This is a genomic window from Marinobacter persicus (assembly GCF_900114155.1).
Taxonomy (GTDB): Bacteria; Pseudomonadota; Gammaproteobacteria; order Pseudomonadales; family Oleiphilaceae; genus Marinobacter; species Marinobacter persicus.
This window is the reverse complement of record NZ_FOSC01000001.1, coordinates 217475-238881: the sequence shown is the minus strand read 5'-3', so window position 1 is coordinate 238881 and position 21407 is coordinate 217475. Positions and strand designations below refer to the sequence as shown.

The 21407-nt window shown below is 55.8% G+C and carries 24 protein-coding genes; 9 read left to right on the top strand and 15 right to left on the bottom strand.

Annotated features, from left to right (window positions below):
* Positions 1-18: 18 nt before the first annotated feature.
* The 9 genes from BMZ63_RS01090 to pilB all read right to left on the bottom strand — a co-directional run bounded on the left by BMZ63_RS01090 (position 19) and on the right by pilB (position 10255).
* Entirely contained in the window at positions 19-906 is an 888-nt protein-coding gene (locus tag BMZ63_RS01090) for a glucosaminidase domain-containing protein (RefSeq protein ID WP_091700509.1), read from the bottom strand.
* 98 nt (positions 907-1004) lie between these two features.
* Positions 1005-1565 carry a YfaZ family outer membrane protein gene (locus BMZ63_RS01085; RefSeq protein ID WP_091700507.1) on the bottom strand — a complete coding sequence of 187 codons (561 nt, stop codon included), beginning with the start codon at positions 1563-1565 and terminating at the stop codon, positions 1005-1007.
* Between the two features lie 163 nt (positions 1566-1728).
* Complete coding sequence (locus BMZ63_RS01080) at positions 1729-3630, bottom strand: response regulator (RefSeq protein ID WP_227663685.1); 1902 nt, start codon at positions 3628-3630, stop codon at positions 1729-1731.
* A gap of 71 nt (positions 3631-3701) precedes the next feature.
* Positions 3702-4454, bottom strand: a complete 753-nt coding sequence (gene tsaA, locus BMZ63_RS01075) for a tRNA (N6-threonylcarbamoyladenosine(37)-N6)-methyltransferase TrmO (protein WP_091700505.1) — start codon at positions 4452-4454, stop codon at positions 3702-3704.
* Positions 4455-4456: 2 nt separating this feature from the next.
* A complete protein-coding gene (locus BMZ63_RS01070) occupies positions 4457-5521 on the bottom strand; it encodes a hypothetical protein (RefSeq protein WP_227663686.1) in 1065 nt (354 codons plus the stop codon).
* A 25-nt stretch (positions 5522-5546) separates the two neighbouring features.
* Positions 5547-6323 (bottom strand): dephospho-CoA kinase, encoded by a 777-nt coding sequence (coaE, locus tag BMZ63_RS01065; protein ID WP_091700502.1) that lies wholly within the window; start codon positions 6321-6323, stop codon positions 5547-5549.
* 21 nt (positions 6324-6344) lie between these two features.
* Positions 6345-7220 (bottom strand): prepilin peptidase, encoded by an 876-nt coding sequence (locus tag BMZ63_RS01060; RefSeq protein WP_091700500.1) that lies wholly within the window; start codon positions 7218-7220, stop codon positions 6345-6347.
* A gap of 93 nt (positions 7221-7313) precedes the next feature.
* Positions 7314-8534: a type II secretion system F family protein gene (locus tag BMZ63_RS01055; protein ID WP_091700499.1), complete on the bottom strand. Its 1221-nt coding sequence runs from the start codon at positions 8532-8534 to the stop codon at positions 7314-7316.
* Between the two features lie 2 nt (positions 8535-8536).
* Positions 8537-10255, bottom strand: coding sequence for a type IV-A pilus assembly ATPase PilB (gene pilB, locus BMZ63_RS01050; protein WP_091700497.1), 1719 nt, complete (start codon positions 10253-10255; stop codon positions 8537-8539).
* 407 nt (positions 10256-10662) lie between these two features.
* On the opposite strand from pilB, the gene BMZ63_RS01045 reads away from it, so the two are divergent.
* The 3 genes from BMZ63_RS01045 (at position 10663) to BMZ63_RS15210 (ending at position 13368) form a co-directional block, all read left to right on the top strand.
* Positions 10663-11166 (top strand): pilin, encoded by a 504-nt coding sequence (locus tag BMZ63_RS01045; protein WP_091700496.1) that lies wholly within the window; start codon positions 10663-10665, stop codon positions 11164-11166.
* A 187-nt stretch (positions 11167-11353) separates the two neighbouring features.
* On the top strand, positions 11354-12844 hold the full coding sequence (locus BMZ63_RS01040) for an O-antigen ligase family protein (RefSeq protein ID WP_091700494.1): 1491 nt from the start codon (positions 11354-11356) through the stop codon (positions 12842-12844).
* An 80-nt stretch (positions 12845-12924) separates the two neighbouring features.
* Entirely contained in the window at positions 12925-13368 is a 444-nt protein-coding gene (locus BMZ63_RS15210) for a pilin (protein WP_091700492.1), read from the top strand.
* A gap of 46 nt (positions 13369-13414) precedes the next feature.
* Here BMZ63_RS15210 and BMZ63_RS01030 read toward each other — a convergent pair whose 3' ends face one another.
* Positions 13415-13618 (bottom strand): nucleotidyltransferase family protein, encoded by a 204-nt coding sequence (locus BMZ63_RS01030; protein ID WP_177187005.1) that lies wholly within the window; start codon positions 13616-13618, stop codon positions 13415-13417.
* Between the two features lie 39 nt (positions 13619-13657).
* On the opposite strand from BMZ63_RS01030, the gene BMZ63_RS01025 reads away from it, so the two are divergent.
* Positions 13658-13981, top strand: a complete 324-nt coding sequence (locus BMZ63_RS01025) for a DUF4258 domain-containing protein (protein ID WP_308429657.1) — start codon at positions 13658-13660, stop codon at positions 13979-13981.
* Between the two features lie 2 nt (positions 13982-13983).
* Positions 13984-14175, top strand: a complete 192-nt coding sequence (locus BMZ63_RS01020) for a DUF2283 domain-containing protein (RefSeq protein WP_091700487.1) — start codon at positions 13984-13986, stop codon at positions 14173-14175.
* Between the two features lie 97 nt (positions 14176-14272).
* On the opposite strand, the gene BMZ63_RS01015 is transcribed toward BMZ63_RS01020, so the two are convergent.
* Both BMZ63_RS01015 and BMZ63_RS01010 read right to left on the bottom strand, forming a co-directional pair.
* On the bottom strand, positions 14273-14596 hold the full coding sequence (locus BMZ63_RS01015) for a nucleotidyltransferase family protein (protein ID WP_091700485.1): 324 nt from the start codon (positions 14594-14596) through the stop codon (positions 14273-14275).
* Positions 14577-15008: a nucleotidyltransferase substrate binding protein gene (locus BMZ63_RS01010; RefSeq protein WP_227663696.1), complete on the bottom strand. Its 432-nt coding sequence runs from the start codon at positions 15006-15008 to the stop codon at positions 14577-14579. Before BMZ63_RS01010 ends, BMZ63_RS01015 begins: the two co-directional genes overlap by 20 nt.
* 227 nt (positions 15009-15235) lie before the next feature.
* Between BMZ63_RS01010 and BMZ63_RS01005 the strand changes: the two genes are divergently transcribed.
* Entirely contained in the window at positions 15236-16471 is a 1236-nt protein-coding gene (locus BMZ63_RS01005) for a hypothetical protein (RefSeq protein WP_143072187.1), read from the top strand.
* An 89-nt stretch (positions 16472-16560) separates the two neighbouring features.
* Here BMZ63_RS01005 and BMZ63_RS01000 read toward each other — a convergent pair whose 3' ends face one another.
* Positions 16561-16950 carry a glutaredoxin family protein gene (locus tag BMZ63_RS01000; RefSeq protein WP_091700481.1) on the bottom strand — a complete coding sequence of 130 codons (390 nt, stop codon included), beginning with the start codon at positions 16948-16950 and terminating at the stop codon, positions 16561-16563.
* A 129-nt stretch (positions 16951-17079) separates the two neighbouring features.
* Positions 17080-17610, bottom strand: coding sequence for a c-type cytochrome (locus BMZ63_RS00995; RefSeq protein ID WP_227663695.1), 531 nt, complete (start codon positions 17608-17610; stop codon positions 17080-17082).
* A gap of 299 nt (positions 17611-17909) precedes the next feature.
* On the opposite strand from BMZ63_RS00995, the gene BMZ63_RS00990 reads away from it, so the two are divergent.
* Positions 17910-19271, top strand: a complete 1362-nt coding sequence (locus BMZ63_RS00990) for an MBL fold metallo-hydrolase RNA specificity domain-containing protein (RefSeq protein ID WP_091700478.1) — start codon at positions 17910-17912, stop codon at positions 19269-19271.
* Positions 19272-19285: 14 nt separating this feature from the next.
* Here the strand turns inward: BMZ63_RS00990 and BMZ63_RS00985 are convergent, their stop codons facing one another.
* A complete protein-coding gene (locus tag BMZ63_RS00985; protein WP_227663694.1) occupies positions 19286-19930 on the bottom strand; it encodes a transposase in 645 nt (214 codons plus the stop codon).
* 163 nt (positions 19931-20093) lie between these two features.
* Here BMZ63_RS00985 and cysQ point away from each other — a divergent pair, with 163 nt between their 5' ends.
* A complete protein-coding gene (cysQ, locus tag BMZ63_RS00980) occupies positions 20094-20861 on the top strand; it encodes a 3'(2'),5'-bisphosphate nucleotidase CysQ (RefSeq protein ID WP_091700476.1) in 768 nt (255 codons plus the stop codon).
* A 4-nt stretch (positions 20862-20865) separates the two neighbouring features.
* On the top strand, positions 20866-21345 hold the full coding sequence (rfaH, locus tag BMZ63_RS00975) for a transcription/translation regulatory transformer protein RfaH (protein ID WP_091700474.1): 480 nt from the start codon (positions 20866-20868) through the stop codon (positions 21343-21345).
* Positions 21346-21407 lie beyond the last annotated feature (62 nt).

Below are 21407 nucleotides of genomic sequence, written 5' to 3'. Positions count from 1 at the left end.
CAATCTCACAACGTCGGTTTAGAGTTGCTCGGGCAGCAGCTCTGCCCCGGTTTCTGCAGCGGCCAGCAGTGTAAGACGGGCCGGTGAGCGGTCTTCCAGCAGATCGGCAAATGCCCGGTCATAGTCCTGTAGTTGATTGAAGCGGATCATCGAGCGGATTTCCTCGATGTAGTCCTCGCCCCGCTCGGAATAACTCATCAGGCCTCCCGCCAGGCGAATGCCGGAGATACGACGGTTATTGCGGCGGTCGGCGGCACGCAGGTTCCGCACCTCGCGGTAGGCATTATGCCGGTTCAGGTTCTGGATGTAGGAGCGCACCGAAAAATAAGGACTTGAGAAGGTGGCCACTTCATGATTGGCGCCCTCCGGGCGGCCCTTTGGCACCAGCCCACAGCCTTGCGTAAAGCACCACTGGCCAAACAGGTTGTTGCCGCGGGTGGCAAAGCGTGACTGACCCCAGGCGGATTCATTGGCTGCCTGAGCCAATACCAGTGACGGCGGAATAACATCCAGTTTCTTTTTCAGCGCGGCGAAACGGGCCTTGCCCCCGGCCGTCACCCGCAGGCGTTCGCTCTGGCTCTCCAGCCAGGTTTGTTCGGCTTCGGTCAGGGTTTCTTTGCCCGCCAGGCTCTGCAGGTAATGGCGCTCCACCAGGATACGTGAGTTTGCCAGAACAATACGTGGGTAAAGATAGCTGAAAAAGGCGGCCTTGCGTTTGTTTACATCGCGGTACCGGGAAAAATCCGGCAGGGGTGCCTTGGCCCATTTGGGCAGGGGTGGCAGGGTTGCCAGGGAGATATCGGCTTCGTCGCCGGAGTCGGAAACAGGGGGTGAATACAGCGCTCCGGCCAGGACAAACACGCCCAGAAAAACAAACAACGGTAGCGCCCGTGAAACCGCGGTCATAACTCTCCTCGTTCCTTTGGAAAGAGACGGATTATAACAGCTTAAGAAGCCTCTGAGTGAATCAAAGGCTCCTTGACCGGGCGCTTATGGCAAGGGGGTCAGAACATCAGTTTCATGCCTGCCATCACGCCTTCATCCAGGTTGATGTCTGCGCTGGAACCATCGATATCGGTGTTCAGGTAACGGTAGCCGGCAAACACCTCGGCGTTGCGGATAATCCGGTAGCTGCCGCGCAGCTCCACGTTGGTCATGTCGTCTGAATCACCGAACGACAGAATGCTCGGTGCGTAGTGCAGGCTGCCACTGACAGACAGGCCGGGCACTGCCGGAATATTAACCTGGCTGAAGCCGCCCAGGGCAACCGCGCCGCCATTGGCATCGCTGTCGTCATCCCAGCCAATGGCACGGGCGCCGAGGCCGGCGGTAGTCGGCAGGTTGCCCAGTGCGGTCTGGCCCTGGGCGTAAAAATCACCATTGGCGATATGGCGGCTACCTTCGTGGTAGGTGTAGCCGGCGCCAAACTGGATGTCATCCTTGCTGGACATGAAATTGTACTGACCTTTGACGGAATCATTGGTCAGGCTCAGGTCCAGGTCGGAGGCGAATGCCGGTGCAGCGGCCATGGAGAGCGCCAGAACGGATACACGGGTCAGTTTCATGAGGTCACCCTTATTATCAAAGTTATGGAAACGTGGTTTGAATGAAAGCAGCTTGGTCCGGGGCCTGATTGCAGCCCAATGGTATTGCTTGAGATGGTAACCAGCCATGGCGCCGGGCACAACTTACAGGGCGTTTAAATGCCGTACATCTGCATTGGCCTGGCTAGGATGGCTCGCACACCGGGCAGTATTGTTCGAGCACCGCCCTGAGCATATCCATCTTGACCGGCTTGGCAATGAACGAGTCCATGCCCGCGGCATGGCATTGTTCCTCATCTTCTTCAGAGGCACTGGCGGTCAGCGCCACCACCGGCACACGCAGGCGGCGCTGTTCCTTCTCCCATCGCCGCAGCTGGCGGGTGGCTTCAAAACCATCCATCTCGGGCATGACGCAATCCATCAGAATCAGGTCAAATGCCCGGCTTTGCCACAGGCGCGAGGCCTGCAGACCATCGCTGGCGGTGGTTACCTGACAACTGAGCTTCTCCAGGACGCGACGGGTGAGGGTTTGATTAACGGGGTTGTCCTCCACCAGCAATACCCGCATGCGACCGCAACTGATCTTCTGGTGGCGACGGCTGATGTCGGTGACAGCCTGTAGCGAGAAGCGAGTCAGAAAACGCCGATCCTGATTGGCTGCATCAATAAACAACTGGTTGAGCATGGGAATCAGCCAGGATTCGCGCAGCGTCTTGCTCAGAAACGCATCGGCCCCGGCTGCCCGGAAATGCTCCGCATCGCCGCGCTGGGGGTTGGAGGTGAGGATCAGCACGCGCAGGGTCGCCCAGCGGGGGTCGTTGTGAACCTGCTGACACAGACGCTCGCTGTCGGTGTCCGGAACAAAGCCATCCATGATCAGCGCATCGTAGCCGTTGCCAGACTCACTGGCCTGCTCCAGCAATGCCAGCGCCCGGGCTCCGGAACCCACGGAATCAATCGCCAGCTCGTGACGCGACAACACCTCCAGGGTGATCTTGCGGGACAGTTCGTAGGAGTCGAGTACCAGAATACGGCGGCCGCGAATCTGCCGGTTGTCCGGCCGCACCAGAACTTGCGAGCTGCTACCGGAATCCTTCAGGACCAGTTCTGTCCAGAAAGTGGAGCCCTGGCCGGGCTGGCTTTCCACATCCACCGAACCACCCATCAACTGCGCCAGTTGCCGGCTGACCGTCAGACCCAGGCCGGCTCCCGGCAGTGGCTGGCTGAACCGTTGGTTGAGCTGTACATGGGGCTCGTAGATGCGCTCGATATCCTCGGGATGGATGCCAATGCCCGTGTCCTCCACCGACAACCTCAGCCGGACCTGGCCATCCTTGCGGGCCAGTACCTCCACACTGATCAGGACATGCCCCGAGTCGGTAAACTTGATGGCGTTGGATAACAGGTTCAGCAGCACCTGGCGTATGCGAACCGGGTCACCGGCCAACTCCCAGGGCAGGTTGCCATCTACCCGTACATCCAGCTCCAGCCCCTTTTCCCGGGCCCGGGAGCCGAGCATGTGGACCAGGTCGTTCAGAATGTCCCGAAGGTCAAAGGGGGCGTCTTCCAGTTCCAGTTTGCCCGCTTCAATGCTGGATATATCCAGCAGATCACTGATGATGGTGGACAGGCTGTCGGCGGCGCTAAGGAGGGTCTGCGTGTATTCCCTCTGCTCCGGATCCAGCGGGGTGTCGGCCAGCAGGCTGCCATAACCGGAAACGGACTGCAGTGGAATGCGCAGTTCATGGCTGATATTGGCGAGAAAACGGGTTTTTGCTTCGTTTGCCTTGAGCGCTTCGTCACGCTCAACGCCTGTCTCGTGTGCGCTCTGGCGCAACGCCCGGGCGCGCTCGAGCAGTTTCAGGCGCATGGTGTTCAGGGCTTTCTCCAGCTCTGAAACCGACGGCTCCCGCCGGCCTCTGCCGGGCGTTACCGGCTCCACCAGTGTGACCAGGTCGAGCTTGCGCACCTGCGAGGCCATGGTCTGCAACTGTTTTGCCATACAGGCACGGGAGCGCAAGGCCCACAGCAGCACTCCGCCAAGCAGCAGGCACAGTAATAGCAGCACAATCAGTAGCGAGGGCAAGGCACCAAATCCCTGTGTCGGTTAGACTTTTTAATGTTTTGAGGTTTCGTTTAAAAACTGACCGGCAAAGTCTAACAGACCGACACCACAAACACCCAGTGCCGGCCGTTCTCTGTAACAAAGCGGAACCGGACATTCTTGTCATACAGGCAGGCGCCGTAGGTACGGTCCTCATCACGGCCCCGTCGAAACGAGGGGCGGGGGTCATAGGCGGTGACATCTTCGATCAACGCCCGGAAGTCCGGATAGTCGGCCTCTGGCAGCCGGGCAAGCTGGGTTTCGGCTTCGTCGGAAAACACCACTTCCAGCCGCTCGGTGGGGGCCGAATCGGCCCAGCCCAGAGACGCCTCCGGTACCGAATCGGCAAACGGCAGGTAAGGCTTGATGTCCAGAATGGGCGTGCCTTCAATCAGGTCATGGTTGCGGATGCGCAATACCAGCCGACCATCGGCCCGCCTTGCCAGGCCTTCGTTACGCACCACGGACAAGCCCAGGCTGTTGGGCCGGAATGGTGAGCGTGAAGCAAAGACCCCCATTTTCCTGTTTCCTCCCAGCCGGGGTGGACGCACCACCGGCCGCCATTCGGCCCGTACCGCTTCGTGGAACTGAAACGTCAGCCACAGGTGGCTGGCCGATTCCAGGCCGCGAAAAGCGTCTTCCCGGTCGAAGGGTGGCTGAATCACCAGCTCGGCATGGGCATGGCGGGTCAGGCCCGGCTGCCTTGGCACCCCGAACTTGTCCCTGAAACAGGAGTGAGTCAGGGCGATGGGGGTTAGCGTCAGGGCTTCTGTTGCCGGTTTGCTCTTGTGGGGAAGTTTGGGCATGACTAGTCTCGGTCCAGCGTTCCTGCGAAATACATTTCCAGGCGAAACAGAATGGAAGCCTGCTCCCGGAAACTTTCATCCCGGGGAAAGGAGAGGGCGGGGATCAGCTCGGCAAACAGCCAGTCTTCGTAAACCCGGTAACGCCAGGTCAGGTCAGCGAAATACGACGTGGTTCGCCAGACTGGCTGGCTTTCGCCCAGAATACCCAGCCGGGGACGCAGTTCCGAGCGGTTATTCAGGCGCTTCCGGACACTGAAAATCTGCGCCGCCTCAAACTTCCGTTCGTCGTGCAGCCACTCAAGTTCCGAGGAGGCAAAAAAACGCCAGCCATCCGGCAGCGGGCGATTTGCGCCGAACCAGCTACGGGCACCCCAGCCTTCGGTGTGGTAGTAATAAGCCCGTTGTTCGGCGGCCACATTCCACTCAGGGGTCAGTTGCCAGCCCTTGCCCATCTTGGCGCGCCAGAACATTTCCGGCGGCAGGCGCAAACGCCCGCCGATGTCGGTGGAAAAGTTCACCGCATCGCCAATTTCGGTGATGTAACGCAAAGCGCCAGTTGCGGTGGAGTCTGTTCTTTCAGAGTCAACCAGTTGCCGGTCTCTGTCTCGCTCCTCAAGAGGCACCAGGTCTTCACTTTCACTGTCGATGACCAGTTTCAGTGTTTCCTCGGCCGTGGGGACCTCCAGGCGAAACCGCACTTCCGGCTCGAAATCCAGCAGGTTGCCGGTTTCCGATTTGGCAGCTGCTCCCAGGCGCAGATAACTCTCGTTGTTTGGTAATACTCGCGACGAACCCGACAAGGTCCGGTCGGCCCAGGCACCGATTGCCTGCACGGTGGGGCTGTATTCGCGCTCCTGGTGAATCACCCAGTTGCTGGCGCCCAGCCACCAGCTTTTCTGTGGCTCGGCCCAGTATTCTTCCGGCCCGAATGTATAAAAAGAGGCTGGCAGCCGATAAGGCGAAAGCAACTCATTGGTCAGAGGCTCGAAGGCACCCGGAGAGGGATCTTCGGCCTGGGAGGTCAGTGGAGACGCCAGGGCGGCGAGAAAAAGCCAGCCTCGCGTCATCTGTTTTACCGGAAAGTTGGCCCGACTAGCCGCCGGACTCTTTGCCGGGCGTTTTAACAAACTCCTGCACGAAGCGATCATGACATTCACGAACTTGACGCCTCACATCGGCCAAGGGGTTGTTATTATTAATAATGGCGTCTGCCCGTGCACACCGCTCGTCCCTGGCCATCTGGGCTGCCATAATCCGTTCTACCTGTTGCCGGGAATTATCATCCCTTACCATCGTGCGTTCAAGTTGTACGGATTCGGGAACGTCTACCACGACAACTCTTTCCACCAGTTCGTGCTGGTCGGTTTCCAGAAGCAGGGGGGAGATGAGGAGTACGTACGGTAAGTCGTACGTACTTTTGCGCCCCTCTCCCTGGCCCTCTCCCGCCAGGGGAGAGGGAATGTTTGCCCCTAATGTTGTGTAACCCCTCTCCCCTGGTGGGAGAGGGGATGGGGAGAGGGGGTATAAAAGCTGATTCATCAATTCCTTACGAATAATGGGATGCAGCAACGCCTCCAGCCACTCTTTCTCCCCCGGCGCTTCAAAAATCCGCTGCCGCAGCCAGGCGCGATTGAGCGAACCGTCCGCCTGCAGTACCTCCGGCCCAAAATGCTCTGTAATTGCCTTCAGGGCGTGGGTACCTGGCTCCACCACCTGCCGGGCCACATCATCGGCATCCACCCAATGCACACCCAGCTCACCAAAAAGCCTCGCCACCGTGGATTTGCCCGAGCCAATTCCGCCCGTTAGTCCGACGATATGGGTTTCAGGCCCGGCCGGGGTCAGACCCCGAACGGGGTCTGACCCCATGTCATGACGATCACCCACCGGTCACACTCCCAGTATGCCAAACCAGACCCGCACAATCTCGTCCCCAAACCACAGACAAAGTACCCCGGCCGTGGCCAGATAAGGGCCGAACGGAATCGGCACCTCACGACCGTGCTTGCGGAACACCATCAGGCTGATGCCCACCACGGCGCCCACCAGCGACGACAGCAAAATCACCGCCGGTAACAGTTGCCAGCCCAGCCAGGCACCCAGTGCTGCCAACAGTTTGAAATCGCCGTGTCCCATGCCTTCCTTGCCAGTGACCAGCTTGAACAGCCAGTACACAGACCATAGGGAAAGGTAACCGGCCACGGCACCCCAGAAAGCACTCTCAAAACCAGTCAGAACACCGAAGTAGTTCAACACCAGCCCCAGCCACATCAGGGGCAGGGTGATGCTGTCAGGCAGCAGTTGAGTGTCAAAATCGATGACCGTGAGCGCCACCAGGGCGTATACCAGCAGCAACGCCCAAAGCGCTGATTCGGTCGGTCCCAATAGAATTACGGTAACCACCGCCAGGATGGCGGTCACCGCCTCAATAATGGGATAACGTGGCGAAATCCGCTCGCCGCAGGAAGAACATTTTCCCCTGAGTGCCAGCCAGCTGATGACCGGAATGTTCTCCCAGGCGCGGATTTTGTGCCCACAGGAAGGGCAGGTAGACGCGGGTTTGGACAGCGTAACCGGCTCATCACTCTTACGCTGCTCCGCCGGAAGCTCCAAAAACTCCTCACACTGACAGCGCCAGCCCTGCTGCATCATCTTCGGTAGGCGCAGAATCACCACGTTCAGGAAACTGCCAATGCAGAGAGAGAAGAGGGCGACGGTGGTGTAAAGGAGCCAGGGGATGGAAAGAAATATGTCTAAACTTGGCATCAAAAACTCATCAATGTTGTCTTATCCCCCTCCCCCCTGGTGGGGGAGGGGCTAGGGGAGAGGGGGTGAAAAAGTCCCGCGCAAGCGGAAACATCAACCAACAACCTGACCCATCTGGAAGATCGGCAGATACATGGCCACAATCAGGCCACCCACCAGCACACCCAGAACCGCCATAATCATCGGCTCCATCAGTGCAGTCAGGTTGTCCACCATGTCATCAACAACGGCCTCGTAATGTTCGGCCACCTTGCCCAGCATTTCATCCAGGTTACCGGATTCCTCACCAATGGCCGTCAACTGCACCGCCATCACCGGGAACAGATTCTGGTTGCGCATGGCGGCCTGTAACTGGGTACCGCTGGACACCTCGTTCTTGATGTTGGTCACTGCGTCCCGGTAAACCGCATTGCCCGTGGCGCCGGACACAGAATCCAGCGCATCCACCAGTGGCACACCGGCGGCGAAGGTTGTGGACAGTACCCGGCCAAACTTGGCGACGGCGGATTTGTCCAGAATTTCACCCACCACAGGCAGTTTCAGAATCCATTTGTCGACAAAATCCGAGAATTTCTGCGAGCGCCGCCGGGCTTCTTTGAACAGGAAAATGGAACCCACAATGCCAATCAGCACCACGAACCACCACTTCTGCATCCATTCCGATAACTCGACAACAAACTGGGTAAACACCGGCAAGTCTGCGCCAAAACCCTGGAAGAGGCTTTCAAACTGCGGCACCACCTTCACCAGCAGGATCGCGGTCACGATGATCGCCACCACAATAACCGCGATCGGGTAGGTCATTGCCTTTTTGACTTTCTTTTTCAGGATCTCGGTTTTTTCCAGATACACCGCAATGCGGTCGAGCATCTGCTCCAGCGCACCGGCTTTTTCGCCGGAATCCACCAGGTTGCAGTACAGGTCATCAAAGTGCTTCGGGTGTTTGCGCAGCGCCGTGGCAAAACCGGTGCCAGAGGAAATGTCGTTACGCAGGGTCATAACCAGCTCTTGCAGGCCCTTGTTTTCCAGGCCATCGGCGACAATGTCGAAGCTCTGTACCAGGGGGACGCCGGCTTTCATCATGGTTGCCAGTTGGCGGGTGAGCATGGCAATGTCGAACGGCGTAATTTTCTTGCTGCCGCCAAACAGCGGCTTGGGCTTTTTCTTGACCTTGGCCGGCAGAATGCCCTGCTTGCGCAGCTGGGCCTTGATCTGCGCAACATTGGAGCCGGCCATCTCGCCCTTTGTTTTATTGCCCTTGCGGTCCTTGCCTTCCCAGACAAACGCTTCGAGCTTTTGTGCTTTCTCTGCCATGTTTAATCCTTGGTCACGCGGTTGGCTTCCTCAAGGCTGGTCACACCCTCAATCACCTTGCGCAGGGCGGATTGCCTCAACGTGCGGAAGCCTTCTTTCTGAGCCTGCTTTGCTATCTGGATCGAGCTGGCCTCTTCCATAATCATGTTGGCCAGCTCGTCGGTAATTTTCACCACTTCATAAATACCAACGCGGCCTTTATAGCCACCATTGCATTTATCACAGCCTTTGGGCCGGTACAATGTAAAGCCGCTGTCAATTTGCTCTTCTGTGAACCCTTCCTTCAAAAGCGTTTCATGGGGTACATCCAGAGGTTCCTTGCAGCTCTTGCACAAGCGCCGTCCCAGGCGCTGGGCAATAATCAGGCTCACCGACGTGGCAATGTTGAAGGCGGGCACGCCCATGTTCATCATCCGTGTGAGCGTTTCCGCGGCGCTGTTGGTATGCAGGGTAGACAGTACCAGGTGCCCGGTTTGTGCCGCCTTGATGGCGATATTGGCGGTTTCCAGGTCCCGGATCTCGCCCACCATGATGACATCCGGATCCTGACGCAGGAACGCCCGCAGGGCTTCGGCAAAGCCCAGGCCCACCTTGTTGTTCACGTTTACCTGGTTCACGCCCTCCAGGTTGATTTCCGCCGGGTCTTCCGCCGTGGAAATATTGCGCTCTGTGGTGTTCAGAATATTAAGGCCGGTATACAGTGAAACGGTTTTACCCGAGCCCGTGGGGCCGGTTACCAGGATCATGCCCTGGGGCTGTTCCAGGGCCTTCAGGTACATCTCTTTCTGGTCTTCCTCATAACCCAGCGCATCGATGCCCATCTGCGCCTGGCTGGGGTCCAGGATCCGCAACACGATCTTCTCACCCCATAGTGTGGGCAGGGTGTTCACCCGGAAATCAATGGCCTTGGTTTTCGAAAGCTTCATCTTGATGCGGCCATCCTGCGGCACCCGACGCTCGGAAATATCCAGCTGAGACATGATTTTCACGCGTGCGGAAATCTTCGGTGCCAGTTTGATGCTGGGGCGGGAAACCTCTTTCAGGATGCCGTCCGTGCGGTAGCGTACCCGGTAAACTTTCTCGTAGGGCTCGAAGTGAATATCCGAGGCGCCGGTACGAATGGCATCCAGCAGGACCTTGTTCACATATTTGACGATGGGCGCGTCATCCACCTCGGTGGGTTTGACCGCATCGCTGTCGTCATCCCCATCGCCGCCTTCGGTTTCAACGCTTCCCAGGTCGGCATCTTCCAGGTCACCCATGGTGGTGTCCTGGGATTCCAGATACTTCTCGATGGCAATGCGCAGCTTGGCGTCGTCCACCAGCACGCCATCGGTGCTCAGGCCGGTATTGAACTTGATCTCGTCCAGAGCCTGGATGTTGGTGGGATCCGACACCGCGAGAAACAGGCGGTTACCGCGTTTATAAAGAGGGAGGGCGTTGTGTTTGCGAATCAGCTTCTCGTCAACCAGCTTCTCCGGCAGCATTTCCGGGGCAAAGGCGTCCAGGTCCAGCACCGAAACGCCGAATTCCATGGCGGCAGAAAACGCCATTCTGGCGCTATCGGCCATCTCGTGCTGGGCCAGGTAGGTTATGAGAGGAATGCGGTTATGGGAGGCGTGTAAAAAGGCATCCTTTGCCGTGTCTTCATCCAGAAGCCCGTCATCCACAAATCGACGGGCCAGACCCGTCAGCGTCACGTTTCGGTTGCTGCTCGCCATAAATGCTCTGAGGAAGGTTTTGTAAGTCGCTGAATCTCGTGTTTATGAGAACAGAGTTTAGATGGCTGAAGGGGGTTTGGAAAGCCGCCTGGATCACAGCTTTGACCTTACTCAAGCGGATACTGTGTACATGTAGTCACAGTAACCCTGTCGAAATGCGCAACATCGATGTGACAAAAAACGTCACACCTGGTCGCGGTGCGGCACAAAAAAGTGCTGAAAAATGAATGTGATACATTTCACATAAGTTTATAAGCCCATGAAGCGAGCATGGTTTTTGACGTGGTTTTACAATTGGCATGGCGGGTGCAGTAGCCGGCATAGGCTCACAGGGAGCAGTGGCAAAAGCTCCATGCCCGGAGCCGTAAGCCGATATTTGGTAACCAAAACGAAGAAAGGTACTGATTATGAAAGAGATTCAGATGAATCACGGTCAGAAGGGTTTCACCCTGATCGAACTGATGATCGTTGTGGCGATTATTGGTATTCTGGCAGCTGTGGCTATTCCGCAGTATCAGGATTATACGGCGCGGTCGCAGGTAACTCGTGTCGTTGGTGAAGTTAATGCACTGAAGACCAATATTGAGGACGCTCTACAGCGTGGTGCGACTATCGTGGATGGCTACACCGACGATATCGCCAATAATCAAATCGCGTTGGCATACGATTCCACGAAATCTAATCTGCTGGATGGCACCCAGGGTACAAACGGCGTGACCATTACCGACGGTGGCACTGCTACTCCAACCATTGAAGCATTTTTGGGTGGTCAGGCTTCCGCCGCTGTGTCTGGCGCGGTAGTTGAGCTTTCCCGTGATGCGCAAGGTCGGTGGACTTGTATTGTTGATCCGTCTGGCAATAGCGGTGGCTGGAAAGACAGCTACGCCCCTGCAGGGTGCCCAGCTTCTTAAAGTCGGCATTAGTATAAGAAGCTGTAATTCAGGCCAAGTCTGACTAGAAAAGGCCCGGCGGTGAGAACCGCCGGGCCTTTTTATTTTATTGCTTGGTTGTAGTGACCAGCTGTGCTGACCTAGTCAGTTTCAGCTTGGCAAGCCATGTATAGGGCAACTAACCTGATCCTTAGGGAGTAAAGTGAAAATGTATAAGGAAGTCGATTCAGCCTGGGTGCTCGTCATCGTCGGCACAGCCTTGCCGGCATTGGTATTAGTTCTCTTCTCTGATTTCCTAAATACTCCCTTCGGAGGCTATGCCGATCAGCGCTTAGCCCTTTCCTTCATTTCAGGATTTCTGATTTTGGCCTCCATCGGGGCACAGGCAAGGCATAGTCCGTTAAGCCGGGGTGTTTCAGCGAAGGCGTTTTTCCCGACACTGGTTTTGTGCCTCACTTTTTTATTGTTGTCTCTGTCTTTCCAGGGCCAACGTTATGTCTGGGTTGAGCCGGGAATGTATGCATTCTTTTTCTTGGCAACGGTTGCCGGTGGTAGATGGCTCGTCTGGTCTGGCGGGGCTGCTGCTTTCGGATTTTGGCTAATAGTACTCGTAGCTGCATTGTGCGCCCTCTATGGTTTGGCCTCGGTGAACGTCTATCTATTCGCCACCTTCGACGGCGTAACCAAACTCATTGATTTCATCCCCTGGGGCTTCGTAAATATCCGCTATTGGAGCCACATAGCTACCTGGTGCCTGCCACTCATCCCGCTCGCTGTATTGGTCGGTCCTTTCAAAGACGTTCGTTTATGGCGAGGAGTCGTGCTTTTAGGTGCGGGCATGTGGTGGTGGATTCTATTTCTCACCACAGGGCGCGGTTCCGCATTGGGAATCGCTTTTGGCGTTGTACTCGTTTTGCTGTTATTTGGCCGGAAGGCGTTTCCCTGGTTGAAAGTGTTTCTGCAGTATCTCTTCGCAGGTATTGTCATCTGGCTTTTGCTGTCTGTCGCTATTCCTTCGTTTATGGAGGGTGGTGTTCAGGTTCGCAGCATCAAAACGGATAGTTCCGGCCGTATTCCTCTGTTTGTGGAAGCTTGGAAGATGAGCCTGCAAAACTTTCCGTTCGGAATGGGGCCTCAATCCTGGCTGACCCATGAGCCAATCACAGAAGCTTATGCTACCGGCAAGAAGTTCGGTCACCCCCATAACATGTACCTGATGTGGGCTGCCGAATATGGTTGGCTTTTGATTGCTGCCATGGGATTGGTGGTTGTTCAGGCCATCCGTAATTTTTGGCGGCGGAGGGCGGAGTTGTTTGAGTCTGGCGACTCCAACCAGCTGCTGTTGCTGGCGGGCTTCACGGCATCCGTTTCTGCTGCGTTGTTTCACGCCGGGGTCTCGGCTGTTTTTATGGCACCAGGATCTATGTTGGTGGGGTTGTTTGTCCTGATAGGTTTTTGGGCTTTGATCCTGCCTGCAGGAGATTCGTTGCAAGAGGCTAGGTCGACCGCTAATCCTCGGCGTCGCATGATTGTCGCGGGTTTGCTATCAGCCGCTTTCCTGATTTTGTGGGCGCTCTGGATGAATGAGGTCTGGCAGTATTATCAGGACATGCGGGCGGATGAGGCTTACTACTACGAGCATGAAAGTGAAGGAACTCTCCCCAGGTTCTGGTTTCACGGTAACTACCCGCGGGATTAATACCATGAGGCTCATATCCTGGCCCTCAATTTGCTGCTTTCCGCACATAATCCGCTATCAACGCCGTGCGAGAACCCGCCATGCAGCAAAAACACCGGGGTTTTACCCTTATCGAATTAATGATCGTTGTCGCCATCATGGGGATCCTGGCCACACTGGCGATACCGTCTTATCAAGGGTTTGTGGCCAAAAGCCAGGTAAGTCGGGCGGTTAGCGAGCTCGGAGCCTACCGAACGGCGTACGAAACCAGTCTCAGCAACAACGAAGCAATCAACAACGCCAGCCTGGGTTATGTGCCCTCGCAACTCACCACCGGCGACAAGGCCACCGAAATCTCCACGGCCAATACTGACGGATCTGGTCACCTTCAGGTGACACTCGGCGGCAGAGTGCAAGGTGGTTTGGCGGGGGCGGTGATTCGTTTCGAGCGGAACACGGAAGGGCGCTGGCAATGTGTGATTGATGCGGGTGCGGCCTCCGGCTGGCGAAACAGCTATCTGCCTACCGGCTGCGTGGCCAGTTGAATGGGGTCGGGTACGGGGTCAGACCCCGTACCCGACCCCAAGGCAATTAATAAATTGGTACACCTACCCGGCCGACATGGTCCAGCAGGTCTGGATTCTCCACGTGGTGCTTCAAGGCCAGATCCACCTTCCAAGGCAGCAGCAGATCATCAATTTCCATTTCTATTTGAATAAACTCCTGCCATGGTAGGTCGGGTGCGGTTAGCATAATGTCAATGTCGGAGTTGTATCGGTAATTGCCCTTGGCCACGGTGTGATGGACCGGCACTGATCATCACTGTTTCCGGGCATGGCGTACCAATGCCAGCGATGTGCTAAACTTACAGCAATACTTGGCAACTGGTGGCGACAACAAGGAATGTATTGCGAAAGGTTTGGTCTCGCTGTCTATGTAACACGCCATGCCAGAGAGCGCATGGTTCAGCGTAATATCGATGATTCGATGTTGCACGATTTGCTGGAAACCGGTGATGCCCGGTTTAAGGATGAGTTAAGATCCTGGGTGGCCAAGGCGCTGCCGGGCCGTAACGATAATCTCATTTGCGCAGCTGTGATTCTCGAAGACGCACTGGTGGTGAAGACCGTAATGCACCATTTTGAATGGCAGGGGTAAAGATGCGAACTACTTACGATGAGGCCGATGATATTCTGGTCCTGCACATTTCCGAAAAAGCTATAGCCAAAGAGGTTTCACAAGACTGGAACACCCATATCAGTTATGCCGAGGATGGCACGATTGTTGAGATCGTGGTTCTGGAGGCATCCAAGCAAGGGGCATGGCCGCTGCTGCGCAGCCAGGCGGCATAGCAGCCTTACAAGTCATTCACACAAGTCTTTACTGGGTGCGTTGCCAGTTGAATGGGGTCGGGTACGGGGTCAGACCCCGTACCCGACCCCAAGGCAATTAATAAATTGGTACACCTACCCGGCCGACATGGTCCAGCAGGTCTGGATTCTCCACGTGGTGCTTCAAGGCCAGATCCACCTTCCAAGGCAGCAGCAGATCATCAATTTCCATTTCCATCTGAATAAACTCCTGCCATGGTAGGTCGGGTGCGGTTAGCATAATATCAATGTCGGAGTTGTATCGGTAATTGCCCTTGGCACGAGAGCCGTAAACCGTGGCATGTTCAATGCGGGTGTGTCTCTGGAAGATTTTTTTTAAGCTTTCCAGTACATAAGAAGGCAGGCCGAAACGGTCAGTTGGTTCAGAGGCTGGTGAGGTCATTTTTTGCGGCTTCGTCGTCCATTTTTATTTCCAGTGCAATGAACAGTGAGTGATAGTGCTGAATGATGTTGTTCAGAATTTCCTGGGCGGTTTCTTCATTGTAGGTATGGGACGTGCGGTTTCTGTCCTTCAGCATGCGCATCCAGTTTTCCCCATCTTCCACCAGGCCGTTGGCAAAAGCCTCTCGAATGGCATCACGCGAACCGGCAATATTGGTGTTTCCCTGCCATCGAAAGTAATCGCGAATCAAATTCCAGCCCAGCTCGTAAGTATATTCAAACGCCTGGATCATCCCCTGCTTCTCCAGATCCGATAGCTCGCGGGATCGAGACAACTCAACCGCAGAGGTCAGCTGTTTGAGTGCTTTCTTGAAATTGCTGAGGCGCTGAAGCCAGCGCGTATCTTGCTCCACCAGTATTATCTCCTCACGATCTTTTAGAGAAGCATAACACGACACCTTCTGGCGGGGTGGGTGGCTTACCAATCATCTGGGGTCGGGTACGGGGTCAGACCCCGTACCCGACCCCAGATGTGAAAATTTGCAAAATTTTATCTTTGGTCAATCCATCCGCACTTTTTAAGCGTTAGATTAATGCTTGTTAACCCACTCGTTCATAAGGAAAAATGAAAAGGTTGGCCATGACTCAGCAAAAACTTCTGTCTACCGCAATTCTGATTGGTTCCATTTCTCTGGCTGGTTGCGCCGCCAAGCAGCCGCCGTTAACCGCTGAACAAAAAGCCATGCAGCAACAGATGCAGCAGGCGTTCATTGAGCGAATGCAGGCCGGCACCCAGAAGATGTTGGCAAACCAATCCCGAGGTATTCAAACCCAACAGCAAGCTCAGGCGCAGCCAGCGATTTCTGAAGAAGCGCTGGCAGACAAAATTGCTGCTGTACAAGGCGATGGCCAGCCAGTTGCCATTCAGCGCTCCCGTGATGGCTTGCGGTTGGGTGGGCAGCCTTACCTTGACCCTGAAGGGGAAATCACCAACTTCTCCGCAAACGCGCTGACGGGAGACATTGTCTACGCTGTAAGAGTGGGCCGAGACGAAATCAAAATGAAATACGTCTCAGCTACTGGCGCTTTGACCCCAGTGACTATTGGCACAGTTACCCGTGGCGCCACAGGCCAAACCTTCCGTTCGGTAACCGGGCAAACCATCAACGGTAACAGTGTTATCGGCACATCCAAGGGCGTTTTGGTGACTCGCGAAGGTTCGGCGTTTCACTACGTGCCCGGGCATAGCACCACTAGTGCCGTTGTTCCCGACGGCTACCGTGTCGCACCTTTGCAGAAAGGTGATTTTGCGTCGACCGGTTACATGCTGATTGAGAAACTGCCGCCTGAAAAAGGCTCGGTGGCAGAACTTGGCAGCATCGTGAACTCCCTGGGCTCTTCTGTAGGTCTTTCTGAAGCGGACGGATACATGCTGCTTCACGCAAAAACCGGAAAAACCGTTCAGTTTGATATCAGCATCGAAGACAAAGAAGTTCAGGAGCTTTATAACTGCCAGCCCAGGAACGACTTCATTAATGAATGCTCTGGCATGAACGTGTATGAAAGCATGTATGAGCCAGACGGCAGCAGAAACTCTGGCCATTATTTCTGGCGTATCGACTGGATGGACACCCCGAAAGGCCCATTTGCGGTTGTCCAGGAAGCCGGCACTCGCAAAATTAATGTGATCGACCTTGAAAGCGACCAGAGAGTGACCGTACTGAGCCGCACCTTGGGTATTAACTCCCATACGGTGGAGCAAGCGCCAAATGGCAACATCAGCATTGAGGCCAGAATGGGCTTTTCCACCAAAAGGGTGGAGGATGCATTAGCAGCTTATGAAGAGGGCTTGCAGAACCTGGCACAAAAGGACTAACCAGGCACCTGTTGCAGTTACACAGAGGTTGTAAGCCGCTCTTTTTGGGGTCGGGTACGGGGTCAGACCCCGTACCCGACCCCAAATCATCAACCAAACTGGCGGTTCAGAAAGGCATTGATGTCATCTGATTCATACATCCACTGCCTGTTTCCCAGGTTATCGGTAATCAGCAGGCAGGGTACCTTCACGCGGCCGCCGCCTTTTTCGAGTTCTTCCCGATGGGTGGGATCGTGCTGGGCGTCGCGCAGTTCAATGTTCAGTCCCAGGCGGGCCATTTCTTTACGGACCTTTACACAGAACGGGCAAGCGCGGAACTGGTAAAGCGCGAGATTCGCGGTTTGCTTGTCCACTTCGGCTTGTTGTTCCGGGTTGCGTTTGATTTCAGCCCTGGGAGTGGACAGCTTTTCGGAAAGCAGCATGAACGGCGTGAGCACGAGCCGGAGCAGGCGGAAGAATGCGCGGATAATCGGTCGCATAGAGGGGTACCTTATGAATCAGCAAAGCGGTAAGTTTGGTGGGCGCTAAGGTACCACAACGCCCACTGGCCGCTAACCCTCGGAAGGTATTCTACATAAAAACAGGGCGCCAGCCGGCGCCCCTTATGCTTAAAGTGTTTGCACGTAAGCGGCCAGTTTGCGGATATCGTCCTTTGACAGCGGTTCGGCAATGCCGATCATGGGTGAGTCGTCCTCGCCCGGCTCCATGTCTTTGAAACGCTGCAGAGCCTCGCGCACATAACGGGCGGGCTGGCCGGCCAGGCGTGGCATATCCTGGAACCCTTCCGCTTTGCTGCCATGGCAGGCCTGACACCGGCGCTGGAAAATCGGCTCGCCGGCCGCGGCAAGGGCGGGGTCTTCGGCTTCACGGGGCTTGGCTTCCTGCTGGCTGTAGTAAATGGCAACGTTAATGCGCTCTTCCAGCGTCAACGTTTGTGCCAGCTTGGTCATCACGTAATGCTCGCGGGTGCCGTCACCGAATTTCTCGAATTGATTAAACAAATACAGCGGGTGCTGTTCGGCAAGGTTCGGAATATAAGTGCGTTCGCTGTTACCGTCTTCCCCGTGACAATAGCCGCAGAAACGGATACGGGTATGGCCCTCTTCGTAGGCCTGCTGGCGTAATTCGTCGTCAGCCATAATGGCTTCAACCTGTTGAATTGCATTATAAACGGACTGGCCAAATACCGCCGGTGAAGCCGCCATAGCCAATGCAATTATCAGAGTTTTCGTCCAGAAATTTCGACGCATAGTTTTCCTACCACTGTCATGAAGTCTAAAGGGTAAACCGCCAACCCTAGCCGCTTCTTGCGAAAGATCAAGAAATTCTGCATTTATCACTGGGGTCGGGTACAGGGTCAGGCCCTGTACCCGACCCCGTACCCGACCCCAAAAAATAGGTTATGCTGAGGTGAAGTCACAAGGAACAAGGACACTCCATGAAACTACGCTTTCTCGGTGGTACCGGTACGGTGACCGGTTCGCGTTACCTGCTTTCAGATGACAAACACCGGTTGTTGGTGGACTGCGGCATGTACCAGGGGGTGAAAACCCTGCGCCGGCGAAACTGGGCCCAGTTTCCGGTTGAGCCATCCAGTATTAACGCGGTTGTGCTCACGCACGCACATATCGACCACTCCGGTTACCTCCCGGCTCTTGTTAAAAACGGGTTCAAGGGCAAGATCTACTGCACCAAAGCCACTCACGAGCTTTGCAAAGTACTGCTGCCGGACGCCGGTTACTTGCAGGAGGAGGACGCCAAGTACGCGGCTCGCAAGAAGTTTTCCAAACACGAGCACCCGGAGCCGCTGTTCACCGAAAAAGATGCGCGGGAAGCGCTCAAACACTTTGAATCACTGCACTACCATGAAACGTTCGAACCGGTAAAAGGGTTTGAAGTGAGCTTTACTCCCGCCGGCCACATTCTGGGTTCGTCCTGCGTGCATGTTCGCCACAACAGTTCCGCACGCACCGTCGTCTTCAGCGGTGATGTTGGTCGACAGAACGATATGATCATGCGCCCGCCGGAACCGATCAACCATGCAGACGTGCTGGTGTGTGAATCCACCTATGGCGACCGCACCCACGGCGACAGTGACCCGGAAACGGAGCTGGCGGACATCATTTCGCGCACCGCTAACCGTGGCGGGTTGGTATTGATGCCGGCGTTTGCCGTCGGCCGGGCCCAAATGCTGCTTTACGTTGTACACAAACTCATGGGTGAAGGGCGCATTCCCAGGCTGCCCGTGTACCTGAACAGTCCCATGGCCATCCGCGCCACTGAAATTTTCTGCAAGCACCACAAAGAACACAAACTGAACAATGCCCAGTGCGAATTGATGGACCATAAAACCAACTTTGTGCGCACGGTTGAAGAGTCCATCGAGCTGGGCATGGTGCGATATCCCTGCATTATTATCTCGGCCAGCGGCATGGCCTCCGGTGGTCGTGTGTTGCACCACCTGAAAACCTTGCTGCCAAACCAGAGAAACAGCGTGATTTTCGCCGGCTTCCAGGCGCCCGGCACGCGGGGTGATGCACTGGTGAATGGCGCGGAGAAAGTCAAAATCCACGGTGAATACTGGCCGGTGAAGGCGGAAATCCACAATCTCGATTCCATGAGTGCCCACGGGGACTACAACGAAATACTTGAGTGGCTGGGGCAGGGCAGTCTGAGGCCAGAGAAAGTGTATGTAACCCACGGAGAGCCGGTGGCCAGCGACATCATGCGCAAGCGAATCCGGGAGCGCTTCGGTTGGAATGCCGAAGTGCCGGAGCTGTTCGAAGAAGTGGAGATTTGAGGGCCGGGCAGGCGCTATTCCACCAGCGCCTGCACCCGCTTTCTAAATGCCAGTGAGCCAAGAGCCCAACTGGACATCACCGAATGCCGAATCTGGTCGGCCATGCCCTTGGGTGTCTGGCTGGCAACAAATTCTTCCCAGGCCCGCTGCCTGGGCCGCCCAGGCGCACCCAGCTCAAGATAACACTCATGAGGCGTGTGAAACGCCGTTGCCATGCCATGGGCATGATTTCCATAACTCGACCACTGATAACCATCCGGGTGGCCGGTTATGCGCGCCATCACCGGGTTCAGCTCGATGTAGCGCTGGCAATGCAGAAAGTAGGGCTCTGTATCCACCACGCAGGCCCGATACCGCCCTTCCCACAAACTGCCGGTGCGCTGGTTCTTGAAGTTGTAATACTGCGCGTACCGCTGCGAAACCGCCTTCATGAAGGGCGCGATCACATCGTTTTCACGTGGCGTAACCAGTAAATGAATATGGTTGGTCATCAGCACCCAGGCGTGAATATCTACCGGGAACTCATCAGAATATTGCTCGAGAAAGGCGTAATAAGTGGCGAAATCAGAAACATCATGGAAACAGCCCTGCCGATTATTACCCCGGTGCACAATGTGCTGGGGAATCCCGGCCGGACAAATCCTTGTTCGGCGAGCCATCACAAAATCCTTGTGAACTGAATGGAATTAAAACCTTGCCGCACGAGCAGGAATATTTCAACTGTTTTTTGGGGGTCGGGTACGGGGTCGGGTACAGGACCCGACCCCGTACCCGACCCCAAACTCTGCTAAAATACCGGCAAATGCCAAGCAGGACGCCAAAATGCACTACAGCACCATCCTTACGGACGTTATCAGAATCGCCGACGAAGCCAGCGAACGAGTGCTTCATATCTACCAGTCCGACTTCAAGGTGCATTTCAAGGAAGACCAAACCCCCATTACCGCCGCCGACCTGGCAGCCAACGAAATCATCGTCAAGGGCCTGCGCCGTATTGCCCCTGATATTCCCATTGTTTCCGAAGAAAGCCCGGAAACACCCTGGGAAGAGCGCAAGCACTGGCGCCGGTTCTGGTTGATCGACCCCATCGATGGAACCAAAGACTTCACCCAGCGTTCCGGCGAGTTCACCATCAACATCGCCATGATTGAAGACGGTGAGCCGGTGATGGGCGTGGTTGTCGCGCCAGCTTTGAAAGAAGCCTTCTGGGGCGTGAAGGGCGAGGGCGCTTACAAGCGAGACCGCTCGGGCAAAGCGCATCGTATTCGCGTGGCCGAACTCCGCGACAGCCTGCGTGTGGTGGCCAGCAAAAACCACCTGAACGAAGAAACCCGTGCCTTTATCGCCAGGCTTGGTCCCCACGAAACGGTACAGGCCGGCAGCTCGCTGAAATTCTGCCGCCTGGCCGAAGGGCACGCCGACATTTACCCGCGCATGAGTCCAACCAGCGAATGGGACACGGCCGCGGCCCACGCCGTGCTGCTCGCAGCTGGCGGTAAAGTACAAACGCCAGACGGCAAGCCGTTGAAATACGGGAAAGAAAATATTGAAAACCCGTTTTTCATCGCCGCCGGCAACTGGTATTTTTAGGCGCATGACCTGGTATGCACTCCAACACAAACCCGCCCAGGGCGACCGCGCTGTACACAACCTCCAGAACCAGGAGGTGCCGTGTTTCTACCCGAAAATCGAGGTGGAAAAGATCCGCGCGGGCAAACGCCAAAAACGCCTGGAACCGCTGTTCCCCGGCTATATCTTCATAAACCTTGAGCAAACCGATCCTGTTTGGGCCAAGCTGCGCTCCACTCTTGGTGTGCTGCGTGTCGTAAAGTTTTCCGGCAAACCCGCCCCAATAGCAGACGCCGTGATCGACCAGATCAAAGCCAGCATGGAAAAAGTCGCTGCCCAGGGCGGCATCAAAAAAGGCCAGAAAGTCGAACTCGAAGACGGCCCCTTCAAAGGCATCAACGCCATCTTCCAGGCTTACGACGGCGAAGAACGCGCCATCGTCCTCATCACCTTCATGCAGAAGCAGCAAACCGTCAAAGTCCCCGTCTCCGCCATCAAGCCTTAATCTAACGGGGTCGGGTACTGTACCCGACCCCGTACCCGACCCCATCGTTTTGTCAGTTATGT

Coding starts and splice junctions, on each gene's coding strand:
- BMZ63_RS01090 (WP_091700509.1), bottom strand. CDS start 906: ATGACCGCGGTTTCACGGGCGCTACCGTTGTTTGTTTTTCTGGGCGTG.
- BMZ63_RS01085 (WP_091700507.1), bottom strand. CDS start 1,565: ATGAAACTGACCCGTGTATCCGTTCTGGCGCTCTCCATGGCCGCTGCA.
- tsaA (WP_091700505.1), bottom strand. CDS start 4,454: ATGCCCAAACTTCCCCACAAGAGCAAACCGGCAACAGAAGCCCTGACG.
- BMZ63_RS01070 (WP_227663686.1), bottom strand. CDS start 5,521: ATGACGCGAGGCTGGCTTTTTCTCGCCGCCCTGGCGTCTCCACTGACC.
- coaE (WP_091700502.1), bottom strand. CDS start 6,323: ATGGGGTCAGACCCCGTTCGGGGTCTGACCCCGGCCGGGCCTGAAACC.
- BMZ63_RS01060 (WP_091700500.1), bottom strand. CDS start 7,220: ATGCCAAGTTTAGACATATTTCTTTCCATCCCCTGGCTCCTTTACACC.
- BMZ63_RS01055 (WP_091700499.1), bottom strand. CDS start 8,534: ATGGCAGAGAAAGCACAAAAGCTCGAAGCGTTTGTCTGGGAAGGCAAG.
- pilB (WP_091700497.1), bottom strand. CDS start 10,255: ATGGCGAGCAGCAACCGAAACGTGACGCTGACGGGTCTGGCCCGTCGA.
- BMZ63_RS01045 (WP_091700496.1), top strand. CDS start 10,663: ATGAAAGAGATTCAGATGAATCACGGTCAGAAGGGTTTCACCCTGATC.
- BMZ63_RS01040 (WP_091700494.1), top strand. CDS start 11,354: ATGTATAAGGAAGTCGATTCAGCCTGGGTGCTCGTCATCGTCGGCACA.
- BMZ63_RS15210 (WP_091700492.1), top strand. CDS start 12,925: ATGCAGCAAAAACACCGGGGTTTTACCCTTATCGAATTAATGATCGTT.
- BMZ63_RS01025 (WP_308429657.1), top strand. CDS start 13,658: ATGGCGTACCAATGCCAGCGATGTGCTAAACTTACAGCAATACTTGGC.
- BMZ63_RS01020 (WP_091700487.1), top strand. CDS start 13,984: ATGCGAACTACTTACGATGAGGCCGATGATATTCTGGTCCTGCACATT.
- BMZ63_RS01015 (WP_091700485.1), bottom strand. CDS start 14,596: ATGACCTCACCAGCCTCTGAACCAACTGACCGTTTCGGCCTGCCTTCT.
- BMZ63_RS01005 (WP_143072187.1), top strand. CDS start 15,236: ATGACTCAGCAAAAACTTCTGTCTACCGCAATTCTGATTGGTTCCATT.
- BMZ63_RS01000 (WP_091700481.1), bottom strand. CDS start 16,950: ATGCGACCGATTATCCGCGCATTCTTCCGCCTGCTCCGGCTCGTGCTC.
- BMZ63_RS00995 (WP_227663695.1), bottom strand. CDS start 17,610: ATGGCTGACGACGAATTACGCCAGCAGGCCTACGAAGAGGGCCATACC.
- BMZ63_RS00990 (WP_091700478.1), top strand. CDS start 17,910: ATGAAACTACGCTTTCTCGGTGGTACCGGTACGGTGACCGGTTCGCGT.
- BMZ63_RS00985 (WP_227663694.1), bottom strand. CDS start 19,930: ATGGCTCGCCGAACAAGGATTTGTCCGGCCGGGATTCCCCAGCACATT.
- cysQ (WP_091700476.1), top strand. CDS start 20,094: ATGCACTACAGCACCATCCTTACGGACGTTATCAGAATCGCCGACGAA.
- rfaH (WP_091700474.1), top strand. CDS start 20,866: ATGACCTGGTATGCACTCCAACACAAACCCGCCCAGGGCGACCGCGCT.